A 26,315-nucleotide genomic window follows, 5' to 3' on the forward strand; every position below is an offset into this window, starting at 1 on the left:
CAGGTTTGGCCAACGGCCGGGGGGCCACTCGGTGTTCGAGGTGGCCATGTCGAACACATCGAACACATCAAAAACACAGAATTCACGTACGGCGCACAAGTCGGACGGGTCGGAGGAGAGCGAAGAGGCACAGGCATCGACGGACGAGCGCCCCAGCCCCATGCAGGTGCTGCGTCATGCGCGGACCCAGCTCGCGGAGCTGACCGGCATGGCGCCCGAGTCCGTGTCGTCGTTCGAACAGACCGAGGACGGCTGGATCTTGGAAGTCGAGGTCCTGGAGATCGCCCGGGTCCCCGACACGATGAGCCTGCTCGGGAGCTACCGGGTGGAACTCGACCCCGAGGGCGAGCTCACCGGCTACCGGCGCGTCCGCCGTTACGAGCGCGGGAGGGCTGACCCACATCGCCCCGGTGGCCGGTAGGCCGCGTCCCGCTCCAGCATCCACAGACAAGGAGGATCAGCCGGCATGACCGTAGTCCCGGCACAGCAGTCCGGCGGCGGAGGCGGCAGCAGCGGCCTGTACGACGTCCTGGAACTCATTCTCGACAGGGGGCTCGTCATCGACGCCTTCGTGCGAGTCTCCCTGGTCGGCATCGAGATCCTGAAGATCGACGTCCGGGTCGTCGTGGCCAGCGTCGACACCTATCTGCGCTTCGCCGAGGCGTGCAACCGGCTCGACCTGGAGGCCGGACCGCGCAAGAACCCCGGCCTGCCGGACCTCGTCGGTGAGATCACCGAGTCCGGCGCGCGCGGCAAGTCCAAGGGGGCGCTGTCCGGCGCCGCCGAGACGATCTCCGACGCCTTCAAGCAGGCTCGCGAGGAGGGTCAGTCCGAGTCGCGGCCGCGGGCCCGCAAGACCACGAGCTCGCGCAAGAGGGAGGAACAGGAGTGAGCACGTACGTCTACGGCATCACCGCGAGCTCGCACCCCGCTCTCCCCGAGGGCATGGGCGGTGTGGGAGATCCGGCCCGCCCGGTGCGCATCCTCAAGGAGGGGAAGCTGGCGGCGATCGTCAGCGAGGCCCCCGAGGGGCTGCGCCCCAAGCGCAAGGATCTGCTCGCCCACCAGAACGTCCTGAGCGAGGCGGGCGCGGGCGGCCCCCTGCTGCCCATGCGCTTCGGCAGTGTCGCTCCGGACGACGAGTCCGTCACCGGGGTGCTCGCCGAACGCGCGGAGCACTACACGGAACGGCTCGGCGCCCTCGACGGCAAGGTCGAGTACAACGTGAAGGCCAGCCACGACGAAGAGGCCGTGCTGCATCGCGTGATGGGGGAGAACCCCGAGCTGCGGGCCATGACGGAGGCAAACCGGCAGGCGGGTGGCGGTACCTACGAGGACCGGCTGCGGCTCGGCGAGATGGTCGTCGCCGCCGTGCAGGCCCGGGAGGCCGACGACGCGGCGGAGGTGCGGCAGGCGCTGGAGCCTGCCGCCGAGGCCGTCAGCGCGGGCCCCGAGTCGACCGGCTGGCTGGCCAATCTGTCGTTCCTCGTGGGCCGGGACTCGGCGGCGGTCTTCCTGGGCGCCGTGGAGGAGGTGCGCAAGAGCCATCCGCACATCGAGGTGCGGGTGAACGGGCCGCTGCCGCCGTACAGCTTCGTCGAACCAGGGCCCGCGCAGCCCGCCGAGACGACGCACTGACAGCGCGTGACGGCCGAGGAGGCACGTGATGGGACTGATCACCGAGGTGCTGCTGCTGCCGTTCGCACCGGTGCGCGGCAGCCTCTGGACGGTGAGACAGGTGCTCACCGAGGCCGAGCGCCAGTACTACGACCCGGCGGCCGTCCGCGCCGAACTCGCCCGCCTCGAGCAGCGGCTCGAAGCGGGCGAGGTCGATGAGGACGAGTTCGACCGCCTGGAGGACGAGCTCCTGGAGCGGCTGGAGATCAGCGCGCGGAGGAGCACAGGAACCGGCGACGGGACGACACAATGAATCGAATCGGACTGGGCCTCGCGGTAGGGGCCGGATACGTCCTCGGACGTACCAAGAAGATGAAACTCGCGTTCGCCATCGGCACCATGGTGGCCGGCAAGCGGATGCACCTCAACCCACGGGCGCTCGCGGAGCTGGCATCACAGCAGCTGCAGAACAACCCCCAGTTCAAGGAGCTCGGGGACCAGCTCCGCGAGGACCTGCGCGGCGCGGGCAAGGCGGCCACCGGGGCGCTGGTCGAGCGGCAGATCGAAGGGCTCGCCGACCGGCTGCACGGGCGTACCTCGCAGGTGCGCGACCAACTCGCCGGGGTGACGCCCGATGTGTCCGGACGCGACGAGGACGAGGAGGAGCCGGAGCCCGGCCGCGAAGCGCCCGAGGAGTCGCGACGGTCGTCGCGCGGGCAGACGGCGAAGAAGCCTCCGCCCAAGAAGGCCGCCGCCAAGAAGACGGCCGCCAGGAAGACCGCCCCGGCGAAGAAGGCGGCTCAGACGAAGAGGACCGCACCGGCCAAGAAGGCTGCTCGCAAGGCCACGCGGTCACGGACGACGAGGGGAGGCGGCGGTGATGACTGAGACCCTTGGAACGGCGACCGGCCGCGCGACCGGCGAGGTGACGGACCGGGCGAAGGACGCGACGAAGAGCAATCCGCTCTCCGACGTCGCCCACAGCGAGGCCGTCGACCATCTCAAGGCCGAGGCCCGGGAATACGTGGCCGCGCAGGCGCAGCGGCTGCTTGTCGGTGCCGGCCGCAAACTCGGCGAGACGACCGGCAAGCTCAACGACATCGCCGAGGGCAACAGCCCCGGCTTCGGCAAACTCGCCCTCGACGGCGGCCGCAAGCTCGCCGAGGGCAAGGGGCCCGTGCGCAGCGCCCTGGAGGTGGGCGCCGGCCGTGCCAAGGACAAGGTGGTCGGCGCGTTCAAGAACCTCGGCGGCGGCAAGGGCAAACGCAAGGGAAGCTCGGGCAACAAGCCCACGGTGATCATCGAGTCCATCGACGTCGGGGTGCCGGTGCGGACCGCGTACGACCAGTGGACCCAGTACCAGAGCTTCAGCACCTTCGCCAAGGGGGTGAAGAGCGCCAACCGGGCCGACGACACCCACTCCGACTGGCAGATGAAGATCTTCTGGTCCAGCCGCGGCTGGAAGGCGCAGACCACCGAACAGGTGCCCGACCAGCGGATCGCCTGGACGTCGGAGGGCGCCAAGGGCACCACGAAGGGCGCGGTCACCTTCCACTCCCTCGCCGACGAACTCACCCGGGTCCTGCTGGTCATCGAGTACTACCCGCAGGGCTTCTTCGAGAAGACCGGCAACATCTGGCGCGCCCAGGGCCGCCGGGCCCGGCTCGACCTCAAGAACTTCGCCCGCTTCATCACCCTCAAGGGCGAGGCCGAGGACGGCTGGCGCGGCGAGATCCGCGACGGCGAGGTCGCCGTCAGCCACGAGGACGCCGTCGCCGAGGAGGAGCGGGAGGACGAGGAGCAGGAGGAGCTGCCCGAGGGCGAGGCGTCGGAGGACGGCGAGGCCGAGGGCGAGTACGAGGAGGACGAGGACGCCGACGAGGCCGAGTCGGACGAGGAGCCGCGTGACGCCGACGAGGCGGACGAGGACGAGGACGCCGACGAGGACGAAGAGGCCGAAGGGTACGTCGACGAGGACGAGGAAGGCGACCTGGAGGACCCGGACGAGGTACCCGAGGGCGAGTACGAGGACGCTCCCGAGGCGGAGGACGACGCCGGGGAGGACATCGACGAGGAACCGTACGAGGATGAGGAAGAGGAGCGGGCCGCCACCGCCGGCGGGAGTCGCCGATGACGTTCCCGAGCCGAGTCCCCGAGCCCTACGGGCAGAACGGGAGTGCCAACCTGGCAGACATCCTGGAGCGTGTCCTCGACAAGGGCCTGGTGATCGCGGGTGACATCCGCATCAACCTGCTCGACATCGAACTGCTCACCATCAAGTTGCGCCTGATCGTCGCCTCTGTCGACAAGGCCAAGGAGATGGGGATCGACTGGTGGGAGACCGATCCGGCGTTGTCGTCCCACGCGCGCCGCGACGAACTCTCCCGAGAGAATGCCGAGTTGCGCGCCCGGCTCGCGGAGCTGGACGACGGCGGGTTCCGGCGGGAGCCGGAGCCCGCCATCGAACGCGGCCGCGCCAGAGAGGAGCCCTCATGACCGGACTGCGGTACGTGTACGCCGTCTGTCGCCCCTTCGACGCCGCGCTCCAGTCCCAGCTCAAGGGCGTCGCCGGCGCGCCGCCCCGGCAACTGCGCCACCACGACCTGATCGCCGTGGTCAGCGAGGTGCCGGAGCGCGACTTCGCGGAGCAGCCTCTCCGCGCCCATCTGGAGGACCTGGACTGGCTGACCGAGACCGCCCGGGCCCACCAGAGCGTGATCGACGCCCTCACCGTGGTCACCACGCCCCTGCCGCTCCGGCTCGGCACCGTCTTCCGCGACGACAGCGGCGTACGGGTCATGCTGGAGGCCCGCGAGGAGGGCTTCCGGCGCACCCTGGACCGACTCTCGGGCCGGGTGGAGTGGGGCGTCAAGATCTACGCCGAGTCCGAGGAGCGGGAGCCGCCGCAGGCGCCCGCGAAGGTCTCCAGCGGTCGTGACTATCTGCGACAGCGCAGGCGCAGCCACAGGGCCCACGAGGAGATGTGGGAGAACGCCGACCGGTTCGCCCGCCGGTTGCACGAAACTCTCGCGGAATTCGCCGAGGACACCCGGCTGCACGCTCCGCAGAATTCCGCGCTCTCCGGAGTTCCCGGACGCAATGTGCTGAACGCGGCCTATCTGGTGCCGCGGGCGCATTCCGAGGAGTTCGTGGAACTGGTGGACCGCACGAAAGGCGAGGAACCGGGATTGCGAGTGGAACTGACCGGGCCATGGGCCGCCTATTCCTTCAGCGGGGAGACCGGAACGGGGGAGGAGAGCCCGTGACCGTGATCGAACGTCGTGAGGTCGCCCTCGTCGACCTCCTCGACCGACTGCTGGCCGGCGGGGTCGTCATCACCGGGGACCTCACCCTGCGCATCGCTGACGTCGACCTCGTCCGCATCGATCTGAACGCGCTGATCAGCTCCGTGAACGCACAGGTCCCGTCACCCTGGGGAGGAATCGAGTGACCGGCCGCAACCGTCTCGAACTGGAGCCCGACACGGTCGAGAGGGACTTGGTCAAGCTGGTCCTGACCGTCGTCGAGCTGCTCCGGCAGCTCATGGAGCGGCAGGCGCTGCGGCGCTTCGACACCGGCGAGCTCTCGGAGGACCAGGAGGAGCGCATCGGGCTCACGCTGATGCTGCTGGACGACCGCATGACCGAACTGCGCGAGCGCTACGGCCTGCGGCCCGAGGACCTGAACCTGGACCTCGGGCCGCTCGGACCGTTGCTACCGCGGGAGTGACGTCACCACCTGTACCAGCGGCTCCTTCCTCCGGAGGCGGACGTGCCGCGCACCAGGAAGCCGAGGAGCCACAGCACCAGGACGGCCAGGGCGATGTACCAGAGAACCTTCACCGCGAATCCGGCGCCGAAGAGCACCAGAATCAGAAGCAGTACCAACAGGATGGGAACCATTATGCGAACCTCCTGATGGTCCGGGTTTCCAGAATTCCCGCTTTCAGGCCGCCTTACGGCAGAGAATTTCTCCGTGGAGGACGGCGAACCAGCCGTCCTCCTGTCGTCCCCATTCCCGCCAGGAATCCGCGATCGCCCGCAATTGCCCGGCCGTGGCATGGCCGCCCTCGGTGGCCCGCTCGGCGTAGGCGGAGGCGACCGTCCGGTCCGCCCACAGTCCGCTCCACCACGCCCGCTCCTGGGCCGTGGCGTAGGTCCAGGTGGCGGAGGTGGCCGTGATGTCGGTGAGCCCGGCGCGCAGCGCCCACGACTTCAGTCGGCGCCCCGCGTCGGGCTCGCCGCCGTTGGCGCGGGCCACCCTGCGGTACAGGTCCAGCCAGTCGTCCATGCCGGCCGACTCCGGGTACCAGGTCATCGCGGCGTAGTCCGAGTCGCGGACGGCGATGATCCCGCCCGGCCTGGTCACCCGGTGCATCTCGCGCAGTGCCTGCACCGGGTCACCGACGTGCTGGAGCACCTGGTGCGCGTGGACCACGTCGAAGGTGCCGTCCGGGAAGTCCAGGGCGTGGACGTCCGCGACGGCGAAGTCCACGTTCTCCAGGCCGCGTTCGGCGGCCGTGGCCCGGGCCTGGTCCAGGATGCCGGGCGCGTGGTCGACGCCGGTGACGTGGCCGTCCGGGACGAGGGCGGCCAGGTCGGCGGTGATGGTGCCCGGTCCGCAGCCGATGTCCAGGACCTTCATGTGGGGCTTCAGTGAACCGAGGAGGTAGGCCGCCGAGTTGGCGGCGGTGCGCCAGGTGTGCGAGCGCAGCACCGACTCGTGGTGCCCGTGCGTGTAGACGGCGGTCTCCTGTGCCTTCGGCATGGCCGTTCCCCTTCCACGAGGACCGCGACAACCGCGGGTTCGTCCTCGAACCGTACGCGACCATGTCGAATGATGAGACCGCCGTCTTGAATTGTGGACGCAGCCGCGCGGGCGGCGAGATGGGTCAGTGCATCGGCACGGGCCGGTACACCGTCAGCGCCTCGGGGATCTTCCGGAGCGTCAGATCGCCCTGCACCTCGGTGACTTCGCCGTCGTACGCGAGGAGGGTGCCCGGCGCGATGCCGTCCACCCGGAGCCGCCGCACGCGGACCGCCGCGTGGGCCGGGCTGCGGGTCAGCGGGCCCGCGGCGGCCGCGGCCAGCAGGCGCAGGGCCGGGCGGCGGCCGCCGTGCACGACACGGACGTCCAGCAGGCCGTCGGCCAGATCGAAGCGCCGGGCCGGGGCGAGGCCCAGCCGGTGATAGGTGCCGTTGCCCGCGAAGAGCAGCCAGATCGGCCGGGGCCGGCCCTCGAAGGTGGCCTGGAGCGGATGCCGGTCGGAACGCAGGACCCGCAGGGCCGCGAAGACCCCCGCCGGCCAGCCGCCGACCATCTTCTCCCAGCGCTCGCGCTCCCGGACCAGCTCGGGGTAGACGCCGAGGCTGAACGTGTTGAGGAAGTGGCCCTCCGTGTCGCCGGTGCTGAAGTGCCCGAGGTCCACGCGGACGGCCTCGCCCTGACGCACCGCGCGGCCCAGGTCGCGTACGTCCTCCACACCGAGGTCGTACGCGAAGTGGTTGAGCGTGCCGCCGGGGAGTACGGCGAGGGGAAGGCCGTGGCGCAGGGCCACCTCGGCGGCGGCGTTCACCGTGCCGTCGCCGCCGCACACGCCGAGCACCCGGGCGTGGGCGGCGGCCTTCTCCAGTTCGGCGCGCATGTCCTCCGGCTCGCACTCCACTGTCTCGGCCCCGGGCAGCACGTCCCGCAGGGCGCGCACCCGGTCCGACGTGCCGGAGGCCCGGTTGGCGACCACGACCAGGCCGTCGCCGTCCGGCAGCGCGGGCGCGTCCACGTAGGGGCGGCCGGGCGGTGGCAGCTGGTCGCGGGTCGGCACGATGCCCCGTACGGCGTAGGCGGCGCCCACGCCCAGGGCGGCGCCCACCAGGACGTCGCTCGGGAAGTGGGCGCCCGTGTACACCCGGGACAGCGCCACGGCGGCGGCCATCGGGGCGACCGCGGCGCCCCAGCCGCGCGACTCCAGGGCGACACCGGCGGCGAAGGCGGCGGCGGAGGCGGAGTGGCCCGAGGGGAACGACGTGGTGATCGGCTGCCGCTTCAGCTGACGGGTCAGCGGCACGTTGTCCAGGACCGGACGGGGGCGACGGATCGAACGCTTGCCGAGGGTGTTGATGGTCGCCGAGGCGAGTGCGAGCGAGGCGACGCCCCGGACGGCCGCCTTGCGGGCCCTCGGGCTCCGGGTCGCCGCGATCGCCGCCGCCGTGGCGAACCACAGCACCCCGTGGTTCGCGGCGCGGCTCAGCTTCGGCAGGAGGGGATGGGCACCCGGCCAGTCGCGCGTCGCCACCGCGTTGAAGAGACGGCTGTCGGCGGCGAGGAAACGGTCACGGAGGATGTGGTGGCCCGGGGGGCGGACGGTGAGGTCGACGTCTGGGGTCATGGTCCACGGGTACCCCATGGCGAGGGAACCGTGTCGGGCGGGGTGGGGTTGGGCGAGGGTGGGTGAAGTTGCGTTGTCGGGTGCGGGTGCGGGTGCGGGTGCGTTGTCGGGTGCGGGTCCGGTGGGGGCTGGTCGCGCAGTTCCCCGCGCCCCTGAAAAAGCAGGGGCTGCGCCCCGTGCTTTTTCGGCCCGAAACGGCCGTAGGCCCTTGAGGGGCGCGGGGAACTGCGCGAGAAGCCCCCACGCACCCGCACCCGCACCCGCACCCGACAACGCACCCCGCACCGCAGCGGGACCACGGTCGCCGGGAAATGGATTTGCCCGTGTGGCGGCGCGGCTCGGACAATGCGCCCCATGGGACATCTCGAAGCCGCTCATCTGGAGTACTACCTGCCGGACGGGAGGGCGCTGCTCGGGGACGTGTCCTTCCGGGTGGGGGAGGGCGCGGTCGTCGCGCTCGTCGGGCCCAACGGGGCCGGGAAGACGACGCTGCTGCGGCTGATCTCCGGTGAGCTGAAGCCGCACGGCGGATCGGTTACCGTCACCGGGGGCCTCGGGGTGATGCGGCAGTTCGTGGGGTCCGTGCGGGACGAGACGACCGTGCGGGACCTGCTGGTGTCGGTGGCGCAGCCGAGGATCAGGGAGGCCGCGAAGGCGGTCGACGCCGCCGAGCACGCGATGATGACCGTGGACGACGAGGCGGCCCAGCTGGCGTACGCGCAGGCCCTCTCCGACTGGGCCGAGGCACGCGGCTACGAGGCCGAGACGCTGTGGGACATCTGCACCGTGGCCGCGCTCGGCGTGCCGTACGAGAAGGCGCAGTGGCGGCAGGTGCGGACGCTCTCCGGCGGTGAGCAGAAGCGGCTCGTCCTGGAGGCGCTGCTGCGCGGCACCGACCAGGTCCTCCTCCTCGACGAGCCCGACAACTACCTCGACGTCCCCGGCAAGCGCTGGCTGGAGGAGCGGCTGAAGGAGACCCGCAAGACCGTCCTGTTCGTCTCGCACGACCGGGAGCTGCTCTCCCGCGCCGCCGAGAAGATCGTCAGCGTGGAGCCGGGACCGGCGGGCGCGGACGCCTGGGTGCACGGCGGCGGCTTCGACACCTACCACGAGGCGAGGCGACAGCGCTTCGAGCGCTTCGAGGAACTGCGCAGACGCTGGGACGAGAAGCACGCCCAGCTGAAGAAGCTGGTGCTGACGCTCCGTCAGGCAGCGGCGGTGAGCCACGAGATGGCCTCGCGCTATGCCGCGGCCCAGACCCGGCTGCGCAAGTTCGAGGAGGCCGGGCCGCCGCCGGAGCCGCCGCGCGAGCAGGACATCACCATGCGGATCAAGGGCGGCCGTACGGGCGTCAGGGCTCTCACCTGCGAGGGACTGGAGCTCACGGGGCTGATGAAACCCTTCGACCTGGAGGTCTTCTACGGCGAACGGGTCGCCGTCCTCGGCTCCAACGGCTCCGGCAAGTCCCACTTCCTGCGGCTGCTCGCCGGCGGCGACGTGGCCCACACGGGGCAGTGGAAGCTCGGAGCCCGGGTCGTGCCGGGACACTTCGCGCAGACGCACGCGCATCCCGAGCTGGAGGGGCGGACACTGCTCGACATCCTGTGGAAGGAGCACGCCCAGGACCGGGGCGCCGCCATGTCCCGGCTGCGTCGCTACGAGCTGACCCGACAGGCCGAGCAGCCCTTCGACCGGCTCTCCGGCGGCCAGCAGGCCCGTTTCCAGATCCTGCTCCTGGAGCTTCAGGGCGTCACCGCGCTGCTGCTCGACGAGCCCACGGACAACCTCGACCTGGAGTCGGCCGAGGCGCTCCAGGAGGGGCTGGAGGCCTTTGACGGAACCGTCCTCGCCGTCACCCACGACCGCTGGTTCGCTCGTTCGTTCGATCGCTATCTGGTCTTCGGTTCGGACGGCCGCGTACGGGAGACCCCGGAGCCCGTGTGGGACGAGCGCCGAGTGGAGCGCGCCCGCTAGGTCCCCGCCAGGTCCCGTGCGCCGCTCCCGTCCGCGCGGGCGCCCGGGGACCCGGATCTTCGTACAGTGGAGGGAGGACCACCGAGATCGGGGTACCACCATGACCGGAGTGCACCCGGACCAGCTGGACGACCAGCAGCTGATGAAGGAACTGGAGTCGATCCACCGCACGCGGCACGACACACTGCTGCACGGGTCGACCGAGGCGCTGCGCACCCACAACGAACGGATGGCCCAACTGGAGGGCGAGTATCTGCGCCGCCACCCGCGCCGGCCGGTCGTCTCGGGCCGTACGCGCGACGGGGCGCGGGATCGAGGACCGGCGACGCCATGAGACCAGGGGTGAGCGCGGGGGTGCGTGCGTTGCTCGACCGGCACGCCGAGGCGCAAGACCTCTTCGGCGCCCGGGTCCACGCCGTCCGGGACGACCAGTGGGGCGCGGACACGCCCTGCGCCGAGTGGTCGGTCCGTGACCTCGTCAACCACCTCGTCTCCGAGCAGCTGTGGGTGCCCTCGCTGGTACGGGACGGCTGCATGATCGAGGAGGTCGGCGACACCTTCGGGGGTGACCTGCTGGGCCCCGACCCCGCGGCCTCCTGGGACACCGCCGCGCACTCCGCGCGGGAGGCGTTCACGGCGCCCGGCGCGCTGGAACGCACGGTTCACCTGTCCTACGGCGACACCCCGGCGACCGCGTACTGCGCGCAGATGGTCGCCGATCTCGTCGTGCACGCGTGGGACCTGTCGCGGGCGATCGGGGCGGACGAGCGGCTGCCGGGGGAGCTGGTGCGGTTCGCGGTCGACGAGATCGCCCCGTACGCCGGTGACCTGGAGAAGAGCGGGCTGTTCGCGGCGCCGGTGGCTCCGCCGGCGGGAGCGGACGCCCAGACCAGGTTGTTGTGTCTGCTCGGGCGGCGGCCTTAGGGGGCCGTTCGGTGCGGTCGGTGCGCGGCCGTTCGGAGCTCGGGGCCGACGGGTGCGTCGCGGGGTGCGGGTGCGCCGTGGTGGATCGCGCGGTTCCCCGCGCCCCCCAGACGGGAAGGGCCTTGGGCGCCCCCTCCCGAGGGGCGCCCAAGGCCGTGTGATCGTTGTTCGTCAGCAGCGGGTCGGCGGGCGGTCCCAGTGCCGGTGGGCCGCGATCGCCGCCACGAACTCCCTGGTGAAGTCCTCGCTCGCGGTGCCCTGGGCCGTGTCCGTCACCACGCCCCGGTCCGCCACCACATGGTGGAACTCGGAGGAGAGCCGGACGCCCTCCGGCCGGAGGGCGGCGACGACCCCGACGCCGGACCCCAGGGCGCCGATCGGCTTGCCGTGCCGGTAGGCGTCGCGGACGAAGCGCATCGCGTCGGGGTCGGCGGCCTGGGACGGGGTGCCGACCGGACCCCCGGGCAGGAACACCGCGTCGTACAGGACGGACGCCACCGTCGGCAGGGCCCGGTCCACGGTGTACTCCGCGCCGTCCGCGCCACGTACGGTGCCGTCCTGGGCCGCGAGGGCCTCCACGATCGCGCCCTCCGCCGCCAGCGCCTCCCGCACACCGGTCACCTGCTCGGCGTCCACACCGTCGGATACCAGAACCGCGATCTGCCGGGTGCGGATGGAACCGGGGCCGCGTTGCGCCTCCAGGCTGAGAGCCGGGGAGCTGAGCTTGTACGCCCCCGGCTCGGCGTCCGACGGGACGGGCACCCCGACACCCTTCGCCACCTCGGCCGCCAACTCCGGGTCCACCTTCACCAGTTGCTCCACCGTACGGGCGCGGACCGAGAGGGCCCCGACCTTGCCCAGTTCGAAGCGGAAGGCGGCCACGATGTGTTGCCTCTCCCAGGGCGCCATGCTGTTCCAGAACAGCGCGGGCTGGCTGTGGTGGTCCTTGAAACTCTCGCTGCGGCGACGGATCTTGGCACCGTCGACGCGCTCGGCGAGGTGCGTGTAGGCGTGCGGGTCGGCGCCCGCGTGGGCCGGGCAGCCCCCGCCGAGGGAGTTCGGGAAGTAGTTCGTGCCGCGGTGGATCGCCGACTGGTGATAGCCGTCGCGGTGGTTGGTGCGCACCGGCGCCACGGGCCGGTTCACCGGCAGCTGGCTGAAGTTGGGGCCGCCCAGGCGGATCAGCTGGGTGTCCAGGTAGGAGAAGTTCCGGGCCTGCAGGAGCGGGTCGTTGGTGAAGTCGATGCCCGGGACGACGTTCGCCGTGTGGAAGGCGACCTGTTCCGTCTCCGCGAAGAAGTTCTCGGGGTTGCGGTCCAGCACCATACGGCCGATCGGCCGTACCGGCACCTGCTCCTCGGGGATGAGCTTCGTGGCGTCGAGCAGATCGAAGTCGAAGGCGAACTCGTCCTCCTCCGGCACGAGTTGGACGCCCAGCTCCCACTCCGGGAACTCGCCGGCCTCGATGGCGTCCCACAGGTCCCGGCGGTTGAAGTCCGGGTCCCGGCCCTGGCACTCCTGCGCCTCGTCCCACACCAGCGAGTGTGTGCCGAGCTTCGGCTTCCAGTGGAACTTCACGAACGTGCCCCGCCCGTCGGCGGTCACGAAGCGGAAGGTGTGCACGCCGAAGCCCTGCATCATGCGGTAGCTGCGCGGGATCGCCCGGTCGGACATCAGCCACATGATCGCGTGCAGCGTCTCCGGCTGGAGGGACACGAAGTCCCAGAGTGTGTCGTGCGCGGAGGCGCCCGTCGGGATGTCGTTGTGCGGCTCAGGCTTCACCGCGTGCACGAAGTCGGGGAACTTGATCCCGTCCTGGATGAAGAAGACCGGGAAGTTGTTCCCCACCAGGTCGTAATTGCCCTCGGACGTATAGAACTTGGTCGCGAAGCCGCGTACGTCCCGCACGGTGTCCGCCGACCCGCGCGGCCCCTGCACGGTCGAGAACCGCACGAAGACGGGCGTGCGGACCGACGGGTCCTGGAGGAACGCCGCCCGGGTGAACTCCGCGCAGGACTCGTACGGTTCGAAGTACCCGTACGCCCCCGCGCCCCGGGCGTGGACCACCCGCTCCGGGATCCGCTCGTGGTCGAAGTGGGTGAGCTTCTCCCGGAAGTGGAAGTCCTCCATCAGGGTCGGCCCGCGCTCACCGACGGTCAGCGAGTCGTCGGTGTGGTCCACGGCCACGCCCTGGTCGGTGGTGAGGGGCCCCGACGCCGGGTCGACCGGGTGAGCCGCCTCGCGCTGCTCCTGCTTGCGGTCCAGGGGGGAGGTCATCAGGCGGCCTCCTGGGAGAACACGTCGAGGAACGCCTCACAGAACGCCTTGAGGTCGTCCGGTTTGCGGCTGGTGACGAGCTTGTTGGGGCCGTGGTCGCAGATCCGGACCTGCTCGTCCACCCAGGTGCCGCCCGCGTTGCGGATGTCCGTGCGCAGACTCGGCCACGACGTCAGGACCCGGCCGCGCACCACGTCCGCCTCCACCAGCGTCCACGGCGCGTGACAGATCGCCGCGACCGGACGGCCCCGCTCGAAGAACGACCGGGTGAAGGACACGGCCTTGTCGTCCATGCGCAGGAAGTCGGGGTTGGCCACCCCGCCGGGCAGGACCAGCGCGTCGAACGACTCGGGCGGGGCCTCGCCCACCACGGCGTCCACGGCGAACGTGTCCGCCTTGTCGAGATGGCCGAAGGCCTGGACGCGACCGGGCTTCGTCGACACCAGGACGGGTGCGTGACCGGCGTTCTCCGCCGCCTGCCAGGGGTCGGTCAGCTCGATCTGCTCGACACCCTCGGGGGCTGTCAGGAATGCGATACGCATGGCTGCTCGGTCTCCTCTCCTCGCGTTTCCCCGTGTTGTTCCGTTGCGTTGTTCCGTGCCTTGTCCCATGCATTGCTCCGTGCCCGGTCCGTCGGCGGTCATCGGGCCACCACCCGCAGGGTCCGCAGCTCCGGGTCCGACGGATCGGGCACGTACATGCCGTGCTCCACGCCCGACCCGAGGTACTCCACGACCGTGTCGGCGTGGGTGAGTTGGGCCACGACACGCCGGTGGTCGCCGAGCCCGAGATCCACCCGGTGGTGCTCGCGCAGCCACTCGACGGCCGCGTACCCGCTCGTGCCGAGACCGGAGACGTCGATCACGACCAACAGCGGGTCGTACGCGAACGCCCGGCCGGGACCGGTGAGTTCGGCCTCGGCCAGCGGGACGAGTCCGGGCAGCTCGGCCACCTCCGTACGCACGCCGGTCGCCAACCTCAGGGCCCGGCCGTACGCCGTGGGCGTGACCAGCAGCATGCCCTTCGCGTCGGGCGCCCGCTCGAAGGCCGCGGCGACCTGCTCGGGGCCCGGCGGGTGCGACAGGCGGTGCTCGGCGTCCCAGCGCGGGCGCACCCACACCGGTTCGATGCCGGCCAGGATCACGCCCGCGATCACGGACTTGTGGGCGTTGCGCGCGACCAGCAGCTTCTCGCCCGGCCCTGCCACCGCCAGCATCGACGCCTTCACGGACAGGGAACTGCCGCAGGTCGAGAAGTAGGCCCGGTCCGCGTCGACGGCGTCCGCCATCAGCTCCTCGGCCCGCTCCAGGACCCGGCCGGACATCCGCCGGTCGTCCAGGCCGTTCAGGGCGAGCACGTCCGAGGCGAACACATCGGGACCGAGCGTCAGGGCGACCCGCGCGTCCACGCCCACGCCGCCCTTGTGGCCGGGCGGTGAGAAGGGCCGGCGGTCGGCGCGCCGGTAACGCTCCAGGGCCTCCAGGACGGGGGTACGGGAGTGGTCGGGCCGCTGGTCGGTGGTCACGCTGTCGTCGTCCATGGTCTCCGTGCCGGTGGCTGTCCGATGCGGGGTCGGGGGTGCGGTGGTGTGGGGCCCGTGTCGGGGGCGGGCCGCTCGCTCATCCCGGGCCAGGCCCCTGGCCGATGCCCGAGGAAAGGCCCCCTTCGGAGCCGGCTCCCGAGCCCGCTTCTGAGCCGGCTCCCGAGCCCGGGGCCGTGCTGAGGACGTTCCCGGGCGTCGGGTCCGTCCCCGAGCGGGTCCCGGACATCCGGTCCGTTCCCGGGCCGGGCCAGGAGGGGCCGGCCGGGCCCGGCCATGGCTCCGGGGACGCCCTGCTGATGTGGGCGAGCGTAGAGTCCGGGTCCTGGGAGACGGCCAGGTCGCCGAGGCTGACCATGCCCACCGGGTGTCCGTCCTCCATGACGGGCAGCCGGCGTATCGCGTGGTCGCGCATGAGCGCGACGGCGGCGGACACCGCGTCGTCCGGGCCGACCACGACCGGGTTCGGGGTGCAGACGGCCTGGGCGCTCACCGTCAGCGGGTCGGCGCCGTCGGCGACGGCCCGCAGGGTGATGTCGCGGTCCGTCAGAACCCCGATCACGTGTCCGTCGGACGCCACGAGCACGTCCCCGATGTCCTGGGCGCGCATCAGTTGCGCCGCCTCCACGAGGGAGGCGTCCGGGCGGACCGTCGCCACACCTGGCGTCATGACTTCCCTCACGAACTCGGCCATGGTCTCCGGGCCTCTCGTCGCTCCGTCCCGACCGGGGGCGCGCCCGCATCGGCGTGACCTTGCCCGCAGTACCCGAGAGCAGGGGCCCTATGTGTCCCCGTCGTGTGTGGATTCCGTGGCCTCCGCCGGGGGCCGAGCGGCCCCACCCCTCGCTTCTCCGGCCGCTCCGGCTCCTCCGGCCTCCCCGGTCCCACCGCTCTCGTCCTGGATCGCGACCACCGCCTCGGCGAGCCGGTGGACCGACTCGTAGCGCGCCTTGCGCGGCAGCCTCTCCAGGGGCGCGACCAGCCCGTCCGGTGCGTGCCGGTCCCGAAGGACCCGGATCAGCTCGCCGGGGCCCGCGGGGAACGACGTACGGCCCAGGACGCGGGCCAGGTCCAGCCGCAGGGCCTCCACCCGCGCGGGCGCCCGGCTCGGCGTCACCGGCCCGTGGGCCACCTCCGGGTCGTCCTCCGCGTAGGGTTCGGGGTCGTTCCACTCCTCCGTCCGGGTGGGATGCCCCGAACGGAGCAATCCCTGCAGTTCGTGCTTCATCTCGTCGTCGCGATGGGCGCTCATCCGGTCGCTGCCTCGCTGCATGACTCCCCTCCAGATCGGTTGGTGGCCCCCGCGTACCCGAACACCCGGCGCCGACACGGGGGAGTCGGGCCACGGACCGCCGGGGCGCGGACCGCCGGGCCATTGACCGCCGGGGCGCGGACCGCCGGGCCACGCACCGCCGAGGAGCGGACCGCCGGCGCGCGCACCGGCGGCGCGCGGAATCGGTGGCGTGCGCCTCAGGACGCGCCGTCGCCGTCGTGCTTCTTCGACCCGGCGCCCGGCAGGAATTCCTGCATCTTCGCCTTGAAACCCTGCTTGACCATGGACCCCCGGTCCGCGTCGCCCTTGAGGATCGAGGCGGCCGTGGACTCCATCTGCTCCCAGGTCGCGTGCGGCGGGATCGGCGGCACCGCCGGGTCGGTGAGGAACTCCACCACCGCCGGACCGTCCGCCGCGAGGGCCGCGCGCCACCCCGCCTCGACGTCCTCCGGCTTCTCCACCCGGATCCCGGTCAGCCCGAGCGAGCGCGCGAAGGCGGCGTACTGGACGTCCGGCAGCTCCTGCGAGGGCAGGAAGGACGGCTCGCCGCCCATCGCCCGCAGCTCCCACGTCACCTGGTTGAGGTCGTGGTTGTTCCAGACGGCCACCACCAGCCGCGGATCCTCCCAGCGGTCCTGGTACTTGGCCGCGGTGATCAGCTCCGCCATGCCGTTCATCTGCATCGCCCCGTCCCCGACCAGGGCGATCGCCGGACGGTCCGGGTGCGCGAACTTCGCGCCGATCGCGTACGGCACCCCGCACCCCATCGTCGCCAGCGTGCCGGACAGCGAACCGCGCATGCGTCCGCGCATGGTGATGTGCCGGGCGTACCAGTTCGCCGCCGAACCGGAGTCCGAGGAGATGATCGCGTCGTCCGGCAGCAGCGGATCGAGGGCGTGGGCCACCAGCTCGGGGTTGATCGGGTCGGCCGACAGCTCCGCCCGGCGCGCCGTCACCTCGCGCCAGCGCGCCACCCCCGCGCACACCTCGTCGTACCACTCGCGCCCCCGCTCCGGATCGATCAGCGGGATCAGCCGCTCCAGCGTCGCCTTGGCGTCCCCGACGAGATTCACCTCGTACGGGTAGCGCATCCCGACCATGTGCGGGTCGATGTCGATCTGCACGGCCCGCGCCTTGCCGAAGTCCGGCAGGAACTGGGAGTACGGGAAGGACGAGCCGATGGTCAGCAGCGTGTCGCAGTCGCGCATCAGCTCGTACGAGGGGCGCGTGCCCAGCAGCCCGATCGAGCCGGTGACATACGGCAGTTCGTCGCTCAGCGCGTCCTTGCCGAGGAGCGCCTTGGCGACGCCCGCGCCGAGCAGCTCGGCGATCCGGGCCACCTCGGCACGGGCACCGGCGGCGCCCTGCCCGATGAGGATCGCGACCTTGTCGCCGGCGTTCAGGATCTCGGCGGCCCGCTCCACCGACTCCGCCGACGGCACCGCCGTCCAGGAGCCGCCGCCCAGGCTGGAGGGGACCATCTTGAACTCGTGGGTCGGCGCCGAGTACTCCAGTTCCTGCACGTCACCGGGGACGATGACGGCCGTCGGCGCCCGCCGGGCGTACGCGGTGCGGATCGCCCGGTCGAGGACGTTGGGCAGTTGCTCGGGCACGGTCACCGTCTCGACGAAGTCCGAGGCCACGTCCTTGAACAGGGTGTGCAGGTCGACCTCCTGCTGGTAGGAGCCGCCCATCGCGCTGCGGTGCGTCTGGCCGACGATCGCCAGCACCGGCACATGGTCCAGTTTGGCGTCGTACAGCCCGTTGAGGAGGTGGATCGCCCCCGGGCCCGACGTCGCCGCGCACACTCCGAGCCGGCCGGAGAACTTGGCGTAGCCGACCGCCTGGAAGGCGGACATCTCCTCGTGCCGGGACTGGATGAACCGCGGCCGGTCCTCGGCCCGGCCCCAGGCCGCGAGCAGCCCGTTGATGCCGTCCCCTGGGTAGCCGAATACCTGTTCGACATCCCATTCGCGCAGCCTCCGCAAGATGTGATCGGCGACGGTGGTGCTCATACTGGACCTCCCGGGGTGTGGTCTCCCGAGCGAGTCACCCGCGGGCGGAATGGAAAACCCCGAATGTGTTTGCCGTGCATGATCCGGGGCAGGCGCATAGAAGTGCTTCGGACAGGAGGCACGTCCGTGGAAGTGGCGAGTTTTCCCTCACGGGTGTGCTGTCCCCTGTACACCTCCGCGCCCCCACGGTGACCGTCCATCCCAGAAGCGCCATCCAGGGAGTTGCGACGCACCATGCGTACCCAGGCCAAGCATCATCCGCACGACGACGCCCCCGACACCGCGGAGGCATTCCGCCAGCTGGCCGCGCTTCCGCCCGGTCAGCAGCGGGACACCCTGCGTGAGCAGATCATCGAGGCGTGGCTCCCCATGGCCGAACGGCTCGCGGGCCGGTTCCGCAACCGCGGCGAGAGCTACGACGACCTGCGCCAGGTCGCCTCGCTCGGCCTGGTCAAGGCCGTCGACCGCTACGACCCCGAGCTGGGCAACGCCTTCGAGAGCTATGCCGTCCCCACCGTCACCGGTGAGATCAAGCGGCACTTCCGGGACCACATGTGGACCCTGCACGTGCCGCGCCGGGTCCAGGACCTGCGCAACCGTGTGCGGTTCGCCAGTCAGGACCTGTCCCAGACCATCTCCGGGCGACGCCCCACCGTCGCGGAGATCGCCGCACACGCGAACATGAGCGAGGAGGACGTCCAGGTAGGGCTGGAGGCCCTGGAGAGCTTCACGGCGCTGTCGCTGGACGCGGAGCTGCCGGGGAGCGAGGACGGCTACTCGCTGAGCGACGCGCTGGGGGCGCCGGACCCCGCGCTGGACACGGTGGTGGACCGCGAGGCCGTGAAGCCCCGGCTGGCCGCGCTGCCGGAGCGGGAGCGGGCGATCCTGTACATGCGGTTCTTCGGCGACATGACGCAGAGCCGGATCGCCGAGCAGTTGGGGATCTCGCAGATGCACGTGTCGCGGTTGATCAGCCGGTGCTGTGATCGGCTGCGGGACCAGGTGATGAAGGACGCGGTGTAGCTCCGCTGGTCGGCCCTGGGTGCCGTGGGCGCCGTGGGGGCGGGGTGCGTTGTCGGCTGCCGGCGCGTCGTGGCTGGTCGCGCAGTTCCCCGGGCCCCCTCGCGGGGCGCGGTCCACCGGGCACCGCCTAGGGTGTCCCGGGTTTCATCGCCAGGGCTATGTGGCGGGACATCGTGTCCATCACCTGGGCCTCGGCCATCGAGAAGGCCAGGCGGGCGCCTGAGCGGAAGAGGGTCAGGACGCCCTTGACCGGGCCTTCCGGGAGAGCCAGCGGCACGGTCAGCAGGGAGGTCACATCGGCCTTCACGAGGACCGGGGCCCCCGAGCCGTCGTGGCCGAAGGCGGCCGGGTCGGCCGGGCGGATCTGGAGCGCGGGGGAGCCGCCCCGGGCGGCCGTGACGACGAGGGGGCAGGTGGCGGGGTCCTGGGACACCAGGAGCTTGGCCTCCTCCTCCGAGGGCGCCAGGACCGTGGAGCGCGCGAGGCGGGGAGCCGTCGTGTCGGCGACCACCCAGTCGGCGAAGCGGCCGTGCAGGACACGGGCCGCCCGGTCGAGGGCCGTGCCGGCCGGCGCCGCGAGCAGGGCCGTGGTCATCGCGTCGAGGAGGTCCATCAGGGCCGCGTGGCGGGTGGTCTCGGTGAGGTTGGGCAGCGGACGCAGGGGCTCGACGGTCGGCATCCGGTGCCCGGCCGGCTGGAGGAGGACCAGGACGGTGTTGCGCGGCTCGCCGCTGCCGGGGCGCAGCTTGGTGAGCGTGGCGCGGACCGGCAACGACGGGCGCTGCTGCAGGTGGACGTTGAGGCTGCGGTCGCCCTCGCCGCGGGCCACGGCCGCCGCCTGCGAACGGAACGCGCCCCGGTCGGAGTGGGTGAGGAAGCCGCTGAGCGGACGGCCCGTCGCATATCCGGACCGTACGCCGGTGAAGGCGGTCGCGGCGTGGTTGAGGCGCCGCACCACCGTCTCGCGGTCCACCAGCAGCACCGGCAGCGGCAGGCTCTGGAACACGGTCCTCAGCAACTGGTGCTCCTGCGCGGCGGACGGGGTGCCGCCGGCCGGCCCCGAGGCGGTCAGCCGCTCGTACCACGGCCACAACTGGTCCGCGACGTGGTCGAGTTCGAAGAACGCCGCGTCCAGGACCGTCGGCAGATCTCCCGTCGGCACCGAACGGGCCGCCTTGAGCTCCGCGACACGGCGTACGAAATCCGCGAGTTCGTCACCGAATTCGTCCGTCTGGGTCATGCGACGAACGTAGCGCCTGGACGACGCAGAGGGCACGGCCGGACCGAAAGCCGAAGATTCGTTTTCCGCACGGGTGCGTGGGAAGGCGATCCGAGGAGGAGGCGTGCATCATGCCGGAACGCGAACAACTCGACCGCGTGGGCCGGGAATCAGCGGAATCCGCACATCCGGGCAGAAGGCTCTCCGAACTCGTCGAACAGGCCGCCCGCTGCACCGACGACTGCTGCGGCGCCAGCGGCATGGTGTCCGACAGCGGCCCCGAGCGGCCCGCCGCGGTCACCCACCCCGACCTCGCGGGACTTGTCGCCGTCCAACTGCGCTCGGGCGACGGACCGCTCCCGGCCGCGCTGGAGCGCGGTGAGCCCGTCGACTCCGCCGATCTGCTGCGCGAGGAACGCTGGCCGGAGTACCGGGCGGTGGCCCTCGGCGCGGGCGTACGGTCCAGCGTCACGCTCCCCTTCCGGCGCTCCGGTCTCACCGTGGCCCTCAGCCTCTACAGCTTCCGCCCCCACACCCTGCAAAACGTCCCGCACGGTCCCGCCCGTGCCCTCGGCGACCTCGCCGCGACCTGCATCGTGCGCGACCGCTCCTACCGGGCAGCCCTCAGCGAACTCGACCAGCTCGGCGCCGCACTGCGCTCCCGCCCCGTGGTCGACCAGGCCTGCGGCATGGTGATGCATGTCCTCGGCTGCGACGCCGACGCCGCGTTCACCGTCCTCCGCCGCATCTCCCAGGGCACCAACCGCAAACTCTCGGACGTCGCCTCGGCCGTGGTCCAGAAGAGGGGCAGGGGCCTGGAACGAGAACTGGTCTCCCTTTCCAGCTGAGCCGAGCCGCAGCGCGCCCCAAAGGGGCGCGGGGAACTGCGCGAGAACCACGACGTGCCTGACTCGGCGACGCACCCACTCCCACAACGGCGCTCACCGGCGAACCCGGCGGAGCGAACCGTCACCCGGTCGGCCCTCCGCGTCCCGCGAATGGTGCCCGGCGACGCGCGCCCCGTGGGGCTCGGCGCTCTGATGGACGCGGGGCACGGCGGTCGTGCCCCCAACCCCGCCGGAGTCGGCCGAAGGAGTCCCCCCGATGCCCCCGCCCACGCCCACACCCCCGCCCACGCGCCGCAGAGCCCGTGTCCTGTCCGCTGCCGTCCTGCTCGGTGCCGTCCTGGGTGCGGCCGCCCCGCCCGCGTACGCGGACCCCGCGGCCGAAGTGAGCCCCCAGTCCGTCGAGCCGGGCGGCACCGTCACCTTCTCCGTCGCCTGCGACCCGACCGGCGGCACCGCCCCCGAGACCATCGACGCCAGCTCACAGGCGTTCGAACAGGGCACCGTCACGCTGCAACGGCTCCCCGGCGACGGTGACGCCGCCGCCGGCCCCTCCTACCAGGGGACGGCGAAGATCGCGCCCGCCGCGGACTTCGAGACCGGCGTCGACGCGGCGAACTCGGCCACCGAGTGGGGCGTGGACGGCGTGTGCCCGGCGGCCCCCGGCGGCGAGGGCAAACAGTGGAGCGCGGCCTTCGACGTCTCCGTCGGCGGCGACCAGCCCTGGTCCACCCTCAAGCCGACCCACCAGCCCACGCACCAACCGACCCATCAGCCGACGGACCAGCCCTCCCACCACTCCACGCACCGACCGGCACCGGTCCAGCGCGGCGTGCACGCGGGTGGCGGCGGGGCCTTCACCGACTCCGTCCCGGCCATGGTCGCGGGCGGCCTGCTCGTCGCCGGCGCGCTCGGCGCGGCCGTGCACCGGCTGCGCCGCCGGGACCGGTGGACGCCCTGAGCGCTCCGAACCCGGCCACCCGGCCCTTGGCGGATGTGACCGGCGCAACCCGCCCCGGGGCCCATGGGGCGCGTGGGCCTGGGTACTGACAGGCCGAGGGGCGTGCGAGGCCCGCCGAGTCCGACACGGGCCGCCGACGCACTCCGACGCACGAACGAAGCACCGAGCAGTACCCCGCGGCAGCACCAGCACCAGCACCAGCACCATCGACATCCCGGAGCGATCCCGAGGGGTGAGCGCCGGGCGACGCACCAGCGAATGGGCGGAGGCACCATGCGGCGGACGGATCCGGAAGGGCACGGTCCGGTCCGCTACGGCCCGCCGCTCCCCGCCCAGGGACTGCCCGTCCTTCCCGAACTGGCCGCCGTGCTCTCCGCCGCGTCGGACCGCTCCCACCCCGTCCCGCTCGGTGGTGACCCGGCCCTGTTGGACGCCGCCTGCGGCTACTGGGACCGGCGCGGACTGGCCACCACCCGGGAAAGGGCCCTGGCCGCCCCCGGTGCCCCCGCCCTGCTTCTCGCGCTGACCGCCGCGATCGGCGGCGACGTGCTGCTCCCGCGGCCGTGCGCCGCCTGGTGGGAGCCGCAGGCACGGACGCTGGGGCGAAGCGTCTTCCACGTGGCCACGCCCGCCGAGTGCGGGGGCGTGCCGGACCCGTACGCGCTCCTGGAGACCGTCCGCAGGATCCGGGCCGAGGGCGGCGACCCCCGGCTGCTCGTGCTGTGCGTAGCCGACGACCCGACCGCGACCGTGGCGCCGCCCGAACTGGTGCACGAGGCCATGGAGGCGGCCCTGGGGGAGGGGCTGCACCTGGTCAGCGACGAGACCTGGCGCGACACCGTGCACGACCCGCACGACACCGTGCTGCTCAGCCCCGCCGAGATGCTGCCGGACCGGGTCACCGTCGTCGCCGACCTCGCGGGCGCCTTCCTGCCCGCCGGCTGGCCGGCCGCCGTCGCCCGCTTCCCGGCGAACGGGGACGGGACGGGGCTGCGCGACCGGGTCCTGGACGTGCTCACCGCGCTGGGCGCCCGGGTCGCCACCCCGGTGGCCGCGGCCGCGGCCCACGCCCTCGGCGAGCCCGCCGCCGTCACCGAACGGCTCGCCGCCGCCGTACGTCTGCACGCGCGCCTCGCCGACGCCGCGTACCGCGCCGTGGTGGCGGCCGGGGCGCTCGCCCTGCCGCCGCGCGCCGGTCGGCATCTCTACGCCGACCTTGCCCCGCTGCGCTCGGCCCTCGCCGGGTACGGCGTCGGCGACGCCCAGGAGGTGGAGGACTTCCTCACCGATCGGCTCGGGATGTCCGCGCCCGGTGGTCACCGGTTCGGGGACGACCTCGGGGCGCTGCGCGTCCGGCTGTCCACGGACGCGTTCCTCGGCACCACCGAGGAGGAGCGCGCCCGCGCCCTCACCGCACCGGATCCCCTGCAACTCCCGCAGGTGGAGAGGGCGTTGACCCGCTTTGGAGCGGCGTTCGAGGAGCTGCGGTGAGGATCTTCGGCGGGACCGACGGGATCGGCGGCCTCGGTGACCCCGGCCTTCGGCGGACTTCGGCGATGACGATCCTTCGTGACGACGACGCTCAGTGACGGGAGCCTCCTCGATGGCGCAGCAGTCCGAGTCGACCACCTCCACGACGACCGCCTCCACGACGACGACCTCCGAGCCGCCCACCGCGGCGACGACCACCTCCGAGCCGCCGGCCGCGGCGACGACCGCCTCCTCGCCGGCCGTCCGGGGCAACGGCGAACCGGCGTCCAGGATCCTCCTCCCGCCGCTCGCTCCGCCCCGCCCCCTCGGGGAGCCGCGCCGCTGGCCCCGGTCGTTCGCCGACCGGCTCACCACGCCCCTGCCCGGACTGAAGGCCCTCGCCCGGTTCGCCCGTGAGGGCTCGGTGCGGCCCGGGGCCGACGGGCTCGCCGACGTCCCGCTACTGCCGTACGAGCCGAGCCCGTTGCCGAGGGTGGACGCCCGTACCCTGGCCGTCTCCTGGGCGGGGCATGCGAGTTGGGTGGTGCGGATCGGCGGGCTGACCGTCCTCACCGACCCCGTCTGGTCCCGCCGCATCCTGGGCACCCCCGCACGCGTCACCCCCGTGGGCGTCGACTGGGACGCGCTGCCCCGGGTGGACGCGGTCGTCATCAGCCACAACCACTACGACCACCTGGACGCGCCCACCCTGGCCAGACTCCCGCGCGACACCCCGGTGTTCGTGCCCGCCGGACTCGGCCGCTGGTTCCGGCGGCGCAGGTTCGACCGGGTCACCGAGCTGGACTGGTGGGAGGCGGCCGAACTCCACGGCGTCCGCTTCGACTTCGTACCGGCCCACCACTGGTCCAAGCGCACCCTCACCGACACCTGCCGGTCCCTGTGGGGCGGTTGGGTCCTCACGGCCCCGGACGGCAGGCGCCTCTACTTCGCCGGCGACACCGGCTACGGCCACTGGTTCTCCCTCATCGGCCGTCGCCACCCGGGTATCGACGTCGCCCTCCTGCCGATCGGCGCCTACGACCCCCGCTGGTGGCTGAGCGACGTGCACTGCGACCCGGAGGAAGCCGTCCGCGCCTTCCAGGACCTCGGCGCCCGTCACATGGCCCCCATGCACTGGGCCACCTTCGTGCTGTCGGCCGAACCGGTCCTGGAGCCCCTGAGGAGGGTGAGGACGGCCTGGCGGGCGGCCGGACTGCCGCGCGAGAACCTGTGGGACCTGCCGATCGGCGGCTCCCGAGTGCTGGACTGACCCGTGCGCGACGCGCCCCGGGCCGGGGGCGCGGACGCCCCCGGCCCGGCCCGCGACGCGCCGTCGGTCAGTCCCGTGCCCTCACCGGACGACCCGGCGCCACACACTCGGCACCAGACTGATCAGCAGCGTCAGCACGACGGCCGCCAGCACCCCTTCCCACGGCTCCTTGAACAAGGACCCGCCCAGGATGCCGATCAACTGGTACGTCACGGCCCACGCGAGGCACGCCGGCAGATTCCCCCGGGCGAACCGTCGCAACGGCATCCTCGCCAGCAGACAGGCCAGCATCACCGGCAGACGCCCGGCCGGCACCAGCCGGGACAGCACCAGCACGGCCACCCCGTGGTCGTCGAGCTTCTCCTGCGCCTGGGTCAGCCGGTCCTCGGGCGCCCGGCGGCGGATCGCCTCCAACCAGCGCGAACCGTTCTTGGAACCCATGCCGCGCCGCCCCAGCCAGTACAGCGCGATGTCCCCGAGGAAGGCGGCGACCGACGCCACCACGAACACCATCAGCAGCGAGAGCGGTGCCGTCTGATGGAACGCCACCACGGCCGCCGAACTGACCAGCGCCCCGGTCGGCACCACCGGTACCAGCGCCCCGATCAGCACCAGCAGGAACAGTGTGGGATAGCCGATCGCCTGCTGCGTGGACGCGTACGGCACGGGAGCGCTCGCGGCCAGGGCGATCACCGAGCCTCCCTCATGACCTCTGTGACCGCGGTCGGCGGGCGTCTCATCGCGCCACCCCCGGTCGCACGCTCTCCCCGTGGGCCAGCCGGTGCACGGCCACCCCGGGAGCGCGTGCGGCGGCGAGGCGTACGAACTCCTCACCGGGAGCGTGGAATTCATGGGGGCGCACGGCGTCCATGCCGATCGGCCAGTACGTGCCGTAGTGCACCGGAACCGCGCTCCGGGGCGCGAGCAGCGCAAGCGCCTCCGCCGCGCGCCCCGCGTCCAGATGCCCCTCGCCGAGGTACGGTCCCCAGCCGCCGACCGGCAGCAGGGCCACGTCGACCGGCCCGACCTCCTTCGACATCGTCTCGAACAGCCCGGTGTCCCCGGCGAAGTACGTCCGTGCCTCGCCCTCGACGACGAAGCCGAGCGCGGGCGAACGATGCGGCCCGACCGGCAGCCGCCGCCCGTCGTGCCGGGCGGAGACAGCGCGTACGACCAGGTCACCGACCTTGACCCGGTCCCCGGGCGCCGCCTCGGAGAGTCGGAGATGGGCCAGCCTGCGCAGCCCCGGCACCTGGCGCGGCGCGCCCTTCGGCACCACCACCCGGGTCCCCGGGGCGAGCCGGGCCAGGGAGGGGACATGCAGATGATCGGCGTGCAGATGCGAGACCAGTGCGACGTCCGCGACCGCGGCCTCCGGCGGCGGGGGCGCGCCCCGGCGCCTGCGCAGATGCGCGAGCCGGCGCGCGAACAGGGGGTCGGTCAGCACTCTCGTACCCGAGTCCTCCACTGTGCAGGTCGCGTGACCCCACCAGGTGATCTCCACCGGCACTCCGTTCGCCTC

29 protein-coding genes and 1 pseudogene are annotated in these 26,315 nt (G+C 72.4%); 18 read left to right on the forward strand and 12 right to left on the reverse strand.

What is annotated here, in order from left to right:
• The first annotated feature begins 46 nt into the window (after window positions 1–46).
• From GWK25_RS14495 to GWK25_RS14540, 10 genes are read left to right on the forward strand one after another with little or no spacing between them, the layout of a single operon-like run.
• Window positions 47–421 (forward strand): gas vesicle protein, encoded by a 375-nt coding sequence (locus tag GWK25_RS14495; protein WP_215450602.1) that lies wholly within the window; start codon window positions 47–49, stop codon window positions 419–421.
• Window positions 422–466: 45 nt separating this feature from the next.
• A complete protein-coding gene (locus tag GWK25_RS14500; protein WP_033529797.1) occupies window positions 467–892 on the forward strand; it encodes a gas vesicle structural protein GvpA in 426 nt (141 codons plus the stop codon).
• A complete protein-coding gene (locus GWK25_RS14505) occupies window positions 889–1,638 on the forward strand; it encodes a GvpL/GvpF family gas vesicle protein (protein WP_215450604.1) in 750 nt (249 codons plus the stop codon). Before GWK25_RS14500 ends, GWK25_RS14505 begins: the two co-directional genes overlap by 4 nt.
• 28 nt (window positions 1,639–1,666) lie before the next feature.
• A complete protein-coding gene (locus tag GWK25_RS14510; protein WP_215450606.1) occupies window positions 1,667–1,930 on the forward strand; it encodes a gas vesicle protein GvpG in 264 nt (87 codons plus the stop codon).
• Complete coding sequence (locus GWK25_RS14515; RefSeq protein ID WP_215450608.1) at window positions 1,927–2,505, forward strand: DNA primase; 579 nt, start codon at window positions 1,927–1,929, stop codon at window positions 2,503–2,505. The genes GWK25_RS14510 and GWK25_RS14515 overlap by 4 nt, the downstream gene beginning before the upstream one ends.
• Window positions 2,498–3,751, forward strand: a complete 1,254-nt coding sequence (locus GWK25_RS14520; protein ID WP_215450611.1) for an SRPBCC family protein — start codon at window positions 2,498–2,500, stop codon at window positions 3,749–3,751. Before GWK25_RS14515 ends, GWK25_RS14520 begins: the two co-directional genes overlap by 8 nt.
• A complete protein-coding gene (locus tag GWK25_RS14525; RefSeq protein WP_086803677.1) occupies window positions 3,748–4,113 on the forward strand; it encodes a gas vesicle protein in 366 nt (121 codons plus the stop codon). Before GWK25_RS14520 ends, GWK25_RS14525 begins: the two co-directional genes overlap by 4 nt.
• Window positions 4,110–4,883 (forward strand): GvpL/GvpF family gas vesicle protein, encoded by a 774-nt coding sequence (locus GWK25_RS14530; RefSeq protein WP_215450613.1) that lies wholly within the window; start codon window positions 4,110–4,112, stop codon window positions 4,881–4,883. The genes GWK25_RS14525 and GWK25_RS14530 overlap by 4 nt, the downstream gene beginning before the upstream one ends.
• On the forward strand, window positions 4,880–5,068 hold the full coding sequence (locus tag GWK25_RS14535; protein WP_033529791.1) for a gas vesicle protein: 189 nt from the start codon (window positions 4,880–4,882) through the stop codon (window positions 5,066–5,068). The genes GWK25_RS14530 and GWK25_RS14535 overlap by 4 nt, the downstream gene beginning before the upstream one ends.
• Window positions 5,065–5,346, forward strand: a complete 282-nt coding sequence (locus GWK25_RS14540; protein WP_033529790.1) for a gas vesicle protein K — start codon at window positions 5,065–5,067, stop codon at window positions 5,344–5,346. The genes GWK25_RS14535 and GWK25_RS14540 overlap by 4 nt, the downstream gene beginning before the upstream one ends.
• 2 nt (window positions 5,347–5,348) lie before the next feature.
• Here GWK25_RS14540 and GWK25_RS14545 read toward each other — a convergent pair whose 3' ends face one another.
• From GWK25_RS14545 to GWK25_RS14555, 3 genes are all read right to left on the reverse strand, one after another.
• Window positions 5,349–5,519: a hydrophobic protein gene (locus GWK25_RS14545; protein ID WP_184901459.1), complete on the reverse strand. Its 171-nt coding sequence runs from the start codon at window positions 5,517–5,519 to the stop codon at window positions 5,349–5,351.
• A gap of 43 nt (window positions 5,520–5,562) precedes the next feature.
• Window positions 5,563–6,384 carry a class I SAM-dependent methyltransferase gene (locus GWK25_RS14550; RefSeq protein ID WP_215450615.1) on the reverse strand — a complete coding sequence of 274 codons (822 nt, stop codon included), beginning with the start codon at window positions 6,382–6,384 and terminating at the stop codon, window positions 5,563–5,565.
• A 124-nt stretch (window positions 6,385–6,508) separates the two neighbouring features.
• Window positions 6,509–8,002: a bifunctional phosphatase PAP2/diacylglycerol kinase family protein gene (locus GWK25_RS14555; protein WP_215450617.1), complete on the reverse strand. Its 1,494-nt coding sequence runs from the start codon at window positions 8,000–8,002 to the stop codon at window positions 6,509–6,511.
• 354 nt (window positions 8,003–8,356) lie between these two features.
• Between GWK25_RS14555 and GWK25_RS14560 the strand changes: the two genes are divergently transcribed.
• From GWK25_RS14560 to GWK25_RS14570, 3 genes are all read left to right on the forward strand, one after another.
• The gene (locus GWK25_RS14560) at window positions 8,357–9,976 is read left to right on the forward strand and encodes an ABC-F family ATP-binding cassette domain-containing protein (RefSeq protein ID WP_215450619.1); all 1,620 of its coding nucleotides are present in this window, start codon (window positions 8,357–8,359) and stop codon (window positions 9,974–9,976) included.
• 100 nt (window positions 9,977–10,076) lie between these two features.
• A complete protein-coding gene (locus GWK25_RS14565) occupies window positions 10,077–10,310 on the forward strand; it encodes a DUF6158 family protein (RefSeq protein WP_215450621.1) in 234 nt (77 codons plus the stop codon).
• Complete coding sequence (locus GWK25_RS14570) at window positions 10,307–10,900, forward strand: TIGR03086 family metal-binding protein (RefSeq protein ID WP_215450623.1); 594 nt, start codon at window positions 10,307–10,309, stop codon at window positions 10,898–10,900. The genes GWK25_RS14565 and GWK25_RS14570 overlap by 4 nt, the downstream gene beginning before the upstream one ends.
• Window positions 10,901–11,071: 171 nt before the next feature.
• On the opposite strand, the gene GWK25_RS14575 is transcribed toward GWK25_RS14570, so the two are convergent.
• The 6 genes and pseudogenes from GWK25_RS14575 to GWK25_RS14600 form a co-directional block, all read right to left on the reverse strand.
• Window positions 11,072–13,177, reverse strand: coding sequence for a catalase (locus GWK25_RS14575; RefSeq protein WP_215450625.1), 2,106 nt, complete (start codon window positions 13,175–13,177; stop codon window positions 11,072–11,074).
• Window positions 13,177–13,719, reverse strand: coding sequence for a type 1 glutamine amidotransferase domain-containing protein (locus GWK25_RS14580; RefSeq protein ID WP_215450627.1), 543 nt, complete (start codon window positions 13,717–13,719; stop codon window positions 13,177–13,179). Before GWK25_RS14580 ends, GWK25_RS14575 begins: the two co-directional genes overlap by 1 nt.
• Before the next feature lie 98 nt (window positions 13,720–13,817).
• Complete coding sequence (locus tag GWK25_RS14585) at window positions 13,818–14,717, reverse strand: hypothetical protein (protein WP_215450629.1); 900 nt, start codon at window positions 14,715–14,717, stop codon at window positions 13,818–13,820.
• A gap of 268 nt (window positions 14,718–14,985) precedes the next feature.
• A pseudogene (locus GWK25_RS14590) lies at window positions 14,986–15,411 on the reverse strand (CBS domain-containing protein); the annotation flags it as partial.
• Between the two features lie 87 nt (window positions 15,412–15,498).
• Window positions 15,499–15,990, reverse strand: coding sequence for a DUF2795 domain-containing protein (locus tag GWK25_RS14595; RefSeq protein WP_215450633.1), 492 nt, complete (start codon window positions 15,988–15,990; stop codon window positions 15,499–15,501).
• Between the two features lie 197 nt (window positions 15,991–16,187).
• Complete coding sequence (locus tag GWK25_RS14600; RefSeq protein ID WP_215450635.1) at window positions 16,188–18,005, reverse strand: thiamine pyrophosphate-requiring protein; 1,818 nt, start codon at window positions 18,003–18,005, stop codon at window positions 16,188–16,190.
• Window positions 18,006–18,239: 234 nt separating this feature from the next.
• On the opposite strand from GWK25_RS14600, the gene GWK25_RS14605 reads away from it, so the two are divergent.
• Window positions 18,240–19,028, forward strand: coding sequence for an RNA polymerase sigma factor SigF (locus GWK25_RS14605; protein WP_215450637.1), 789 nt, complete (start codon window positions 18,240–18,242; stop codon window positions 19,026–19,028).
• A gap of 127 nt (window positions 19,029–19,155) precedes the next feature.
• On the opposite strand, the gene GWK25_RS14610 is transcribed toward GWK25_RS14605, so the two are convergent.
• A complete protein-coding gene (locus GWK25_RS14610; RefSeq protein WP_215450638.1) occupies window positions 19,156–20,268 on the reverse strand; it encodes a PAS domain-containing protein in 1,113 nt (370 codons plus the stop codon).
• A gap of 110 nt (window positions 20,269–20,378) precedes the next feature.
• Between GWK25_RS14610 and GWK25_RS14615 the strand changes: the two genes are divergently transcribed.
• The 4 genes from GWK25_RS14615 (at window position 20,379) to GWK25_RS14630 (ending at window position 24,793) form a co-directional block, all read left to right on the forward strand.
• Window positions 20,379–21,095 (forward strand): ANTAR domain-containing response regulator, encoded by a 717-nt coding sequence (locus GWK25_RS14615; protein WP_215450639.1) that lies wholly within the window; start codon window positions 20,379–20,381, stop codon window positions 21,093–21,095.
• Between the two features lie 256 nt (window positions 21,096–21,351).
• Complete coding sequence (locus GWK25_RS14620) at window positions 21,352–22,053, forward strand: PT domain-containing protein (protein WP_215450640.1); 702 nt, start codon at window positions 21,352–21,354, stop codon at window positions 22,051–22,053.
• A gap of 273 nt (window positions 22,054–22,326) precedes the next feature.
• Window positions 22,327–23,544, forward strand: a complete 1,218-nt coding sequence (locus GWK25_RS14625; RefSeq protein WP_215450641.1) for an aminotransferase class I/II-fold pyridoxal phosphate-dependent enzyme — start codon at window positions 22,327–22,329, stop codon at window positions 23,542–23,544.
• Window positions 23,545–23,656: 112 nt separating this feature from the next.
• Window positions 23,657–24,793 carry an MBL fold metallo-hydrolase gene (locus GWK25_RS14630; RefSeq protein ID WP_215450642.1) on the forward strand — a complete coding sequence of 379 codons (1,137 nt, stop codon included), beginning with the start codon at window positions 23,657–23,659 and terminating at the stop codon, window positions 24,791–24,793.
• 81 nt (window positions 24,794–24,874) lie between these two features.
• Here GWK25_RS14630 and GWK25_RS14635 read toward each other — a convergent pair whose 3' ends face one another.
• Complete coding sequence (locus tag GWK25_RS14635) at window positions 24,875–25,486, reverse strand: DedA family protein (protein ID WP_215450643.1); 612 nt, start codon at window positions 25,484–25,486, stop codon at window positions 24,875–24,877.
• 43 nt (window positions 25,487–25,529) lie between these two features.
• The gene (locus GWK25_RS14640) at window positions 25,530–26,303 is read right to left on the reverse strand and encodes an MBL fold metallo-hydrolase (RefSeq protein WP_215450644.1); all 774 of its coding nucleotides are present in this window, start codon (window positions 26,301–26,303) and stop codon (window positions 25,530–25,532) included.
• Between the last annotated feature and the right edge of the window lie 12 nt (window positions 26,304–26,315).

The organism is Streptomyces sp. ATCC 21386 (genome assembly GCF_018728545.1).
Lineage (GTDB): Bacteria > Actinomycetota > Actinomycetes > Streptomycetales > Streptomycetaceae > Streptomyces.

What these genes read in the sequence shown, in the direction of transcription:
- GWK25_RS14495 (WP_215450602.1), top strand. Translation starts at nt 47, where the DNA reads ATGTCGAACACATCGAACACATCAAAAACACAGAATTCACGTACGGCG.
- GWK25_RS14500 (WP_033529797.1), top strand. Translation starts at nt 467, where the DNA reads ATGACCGTAGTCCCGGCACAGCAGTCCGGCGGCGGAGGCGGCAGCAGC.
- GWK25_RS14510 (WP_215450606.1), top strand. Translation starts at nt 1,667, where the DNA reads ATGGGACTGATCACCGAGGTGCTGCTGCTGCCGTTCGCACCGGTGCGC.
- GWK25_RS14515 (WP_215450608.1), top strand. Translation starts at nt 1,927, where the DNA reads ATGAATCGAATCGGACTGGGCCTCGCGGTAGGGGCCGGATACGTCCTC.
- GWK25_RS14520 (WP_215450611.1), top strand. Translation starts at nt 2,498, where the DNA reads ATGACTGAGACCCTTGGAACGGCGACCGGCCGCGCGACCGGCGAGGTG.
- GWK25_RS14525 (WP_086803677.1), top strand. Translation starts at nt 3,748, where the DNA reads ATGACGTTCCCGAGCCGAGTCCCCGAGCCCTACGGGCAGAACGGGAGT.
- GWK25_RS14530 (WP_215450613.1), top strand. Translation starts at nt 4,110, where the DNA reads ATGACCGGACTGCGGTACGTGTACGCCGTCTGTCGCCCCTTCGACGCC.
- GWK25_RS14545 (WP_184901459.1), bottom strand. Translation starts at nt 5,519, where the DNA reads ATGGTTCCCATCCTGTTGGTACTGCTTCTGATTCTGGTGCTCTTCGGC.
- GWK25_RS14550 (WP_215450615.1), bottom strand. Translation starts at nt 6,384, where the DNA reads ATGCCGAAGGCACAGGAGACCGCCGTCTACACGCACGGGCACCACGAG.
- GWK25_RS14555 (WP_215450617.1), bottom strand. Translation starts at nt 8,002, where the DNA reads ATGACCCCAGACGTCGACCTCACCGTCCGCCCCCCGGGCCACCACATC.
- GWK25_RS14560 (WP_215450619.1), top strand. Translation starts at nt 8,357, where the DNA reads ATGGGACATCTCGAAGCCGCTCATCTGGAGTACTACCTGCCGGACGGG.
- GWK25_RS14565 (WP_215450621.1), top strand. Translation starts at nt 10,077, where the DNA reads ATGACCGGAGTGCACCCGGACCAGCTGGACGACCAGCAGCTGATGAAG.
- GWK25_RS14570 (WP_215450623.1), top strand. Translation starts at nt 10,307, where the DNA reads ATGAGACCAGGGGTGAGCGCGGGGGTGCGTGCGTTGCTCGACCGGCAC.
- GWK25_RS14575 (WP_215450625.1), bottom strand. Translation starts at nt 13,177, where the DNA reads ATGACCTCCCCCCTGGACCGCAAGCAGGAGCAGCGCGAGGCGGCTCAC.
- GWK25_RS14580 (WP_215450627.1), bottom strand. Translation starts at nt 13,719, where the DNA reads ATGCGTATCGCATTCCTGACAGCCCCCGAGGGTGTCGAGCAGATCGAG.
- GWK25_RS14585 (WP_215450629.1), bottom strand. Translation starts at nt 14,717, where the DNA reads ATGGACGACGACAGCGTGACCACCGACCAGCGGCCCGACCACTCCCGT.
- GWK25_RS14595 (WP_215450633.1), bottom strand. Translation starts at nt 15,990, where the DNA reads ATGCAGCGAGGCAGCGACCGGATGAGCGCCCATCGCGACGACGAGATG.
- GWK25_RS14600 (WP_215450635.1), bottom strand. Translation starts at nt 18,005, where the DNA reads ATGAGCACCACCGTCGCCGATCACATCTTGCGGAGGCTGCGCGAATGG.
- GWK25_RS14605 (WP_215450637.1), top strand. Translation starts at nt 18,240, where the DNA reads ATGCGTACCCAGGCCAAGCATCATCCGCACGACGACGCCCCCGACACC.
- GWK25_RS14610 (WP_215450638.1), bottom strand. Translation starts at nt 20,268, where the DNA reads ATGACCCAGACGGACGAATTCGGTGACGAACTCGCGGATTTCGTACGC.
- GWK25_RS14615 (WP_215450639.1), top strand. Translation starts at nt 20,379, where the DNA reads ATGCCGGAACGCGAACAACTCGACCGCGTGGGCCGGGAATCAGCGGAA.
- GWK25_RS14620 (WP_215450640.1), top strand. Translation starts at nt 21,352, where the DNA reads ATGCCCCCGCCCACGCCCACACCCCCGCCCACGCGCCGCAGAGCCCGT.
- GWK25_RS14625 (WP_215450641.1), top strand. Translation starts at nt 22,327, where the DNA reads ATGCGGCGGACGGATCCGGAAGGGCACGGTCCGGTCCGCTACGGCCCG.
- GWK25_RS14630 (WP_215450642.1), top strand. Translation starts at nt 23,657, where the DNA reads ATGGCGCAGCAGTCCGAGTCGACCACCTCCACGACGACCGCCTCCACG.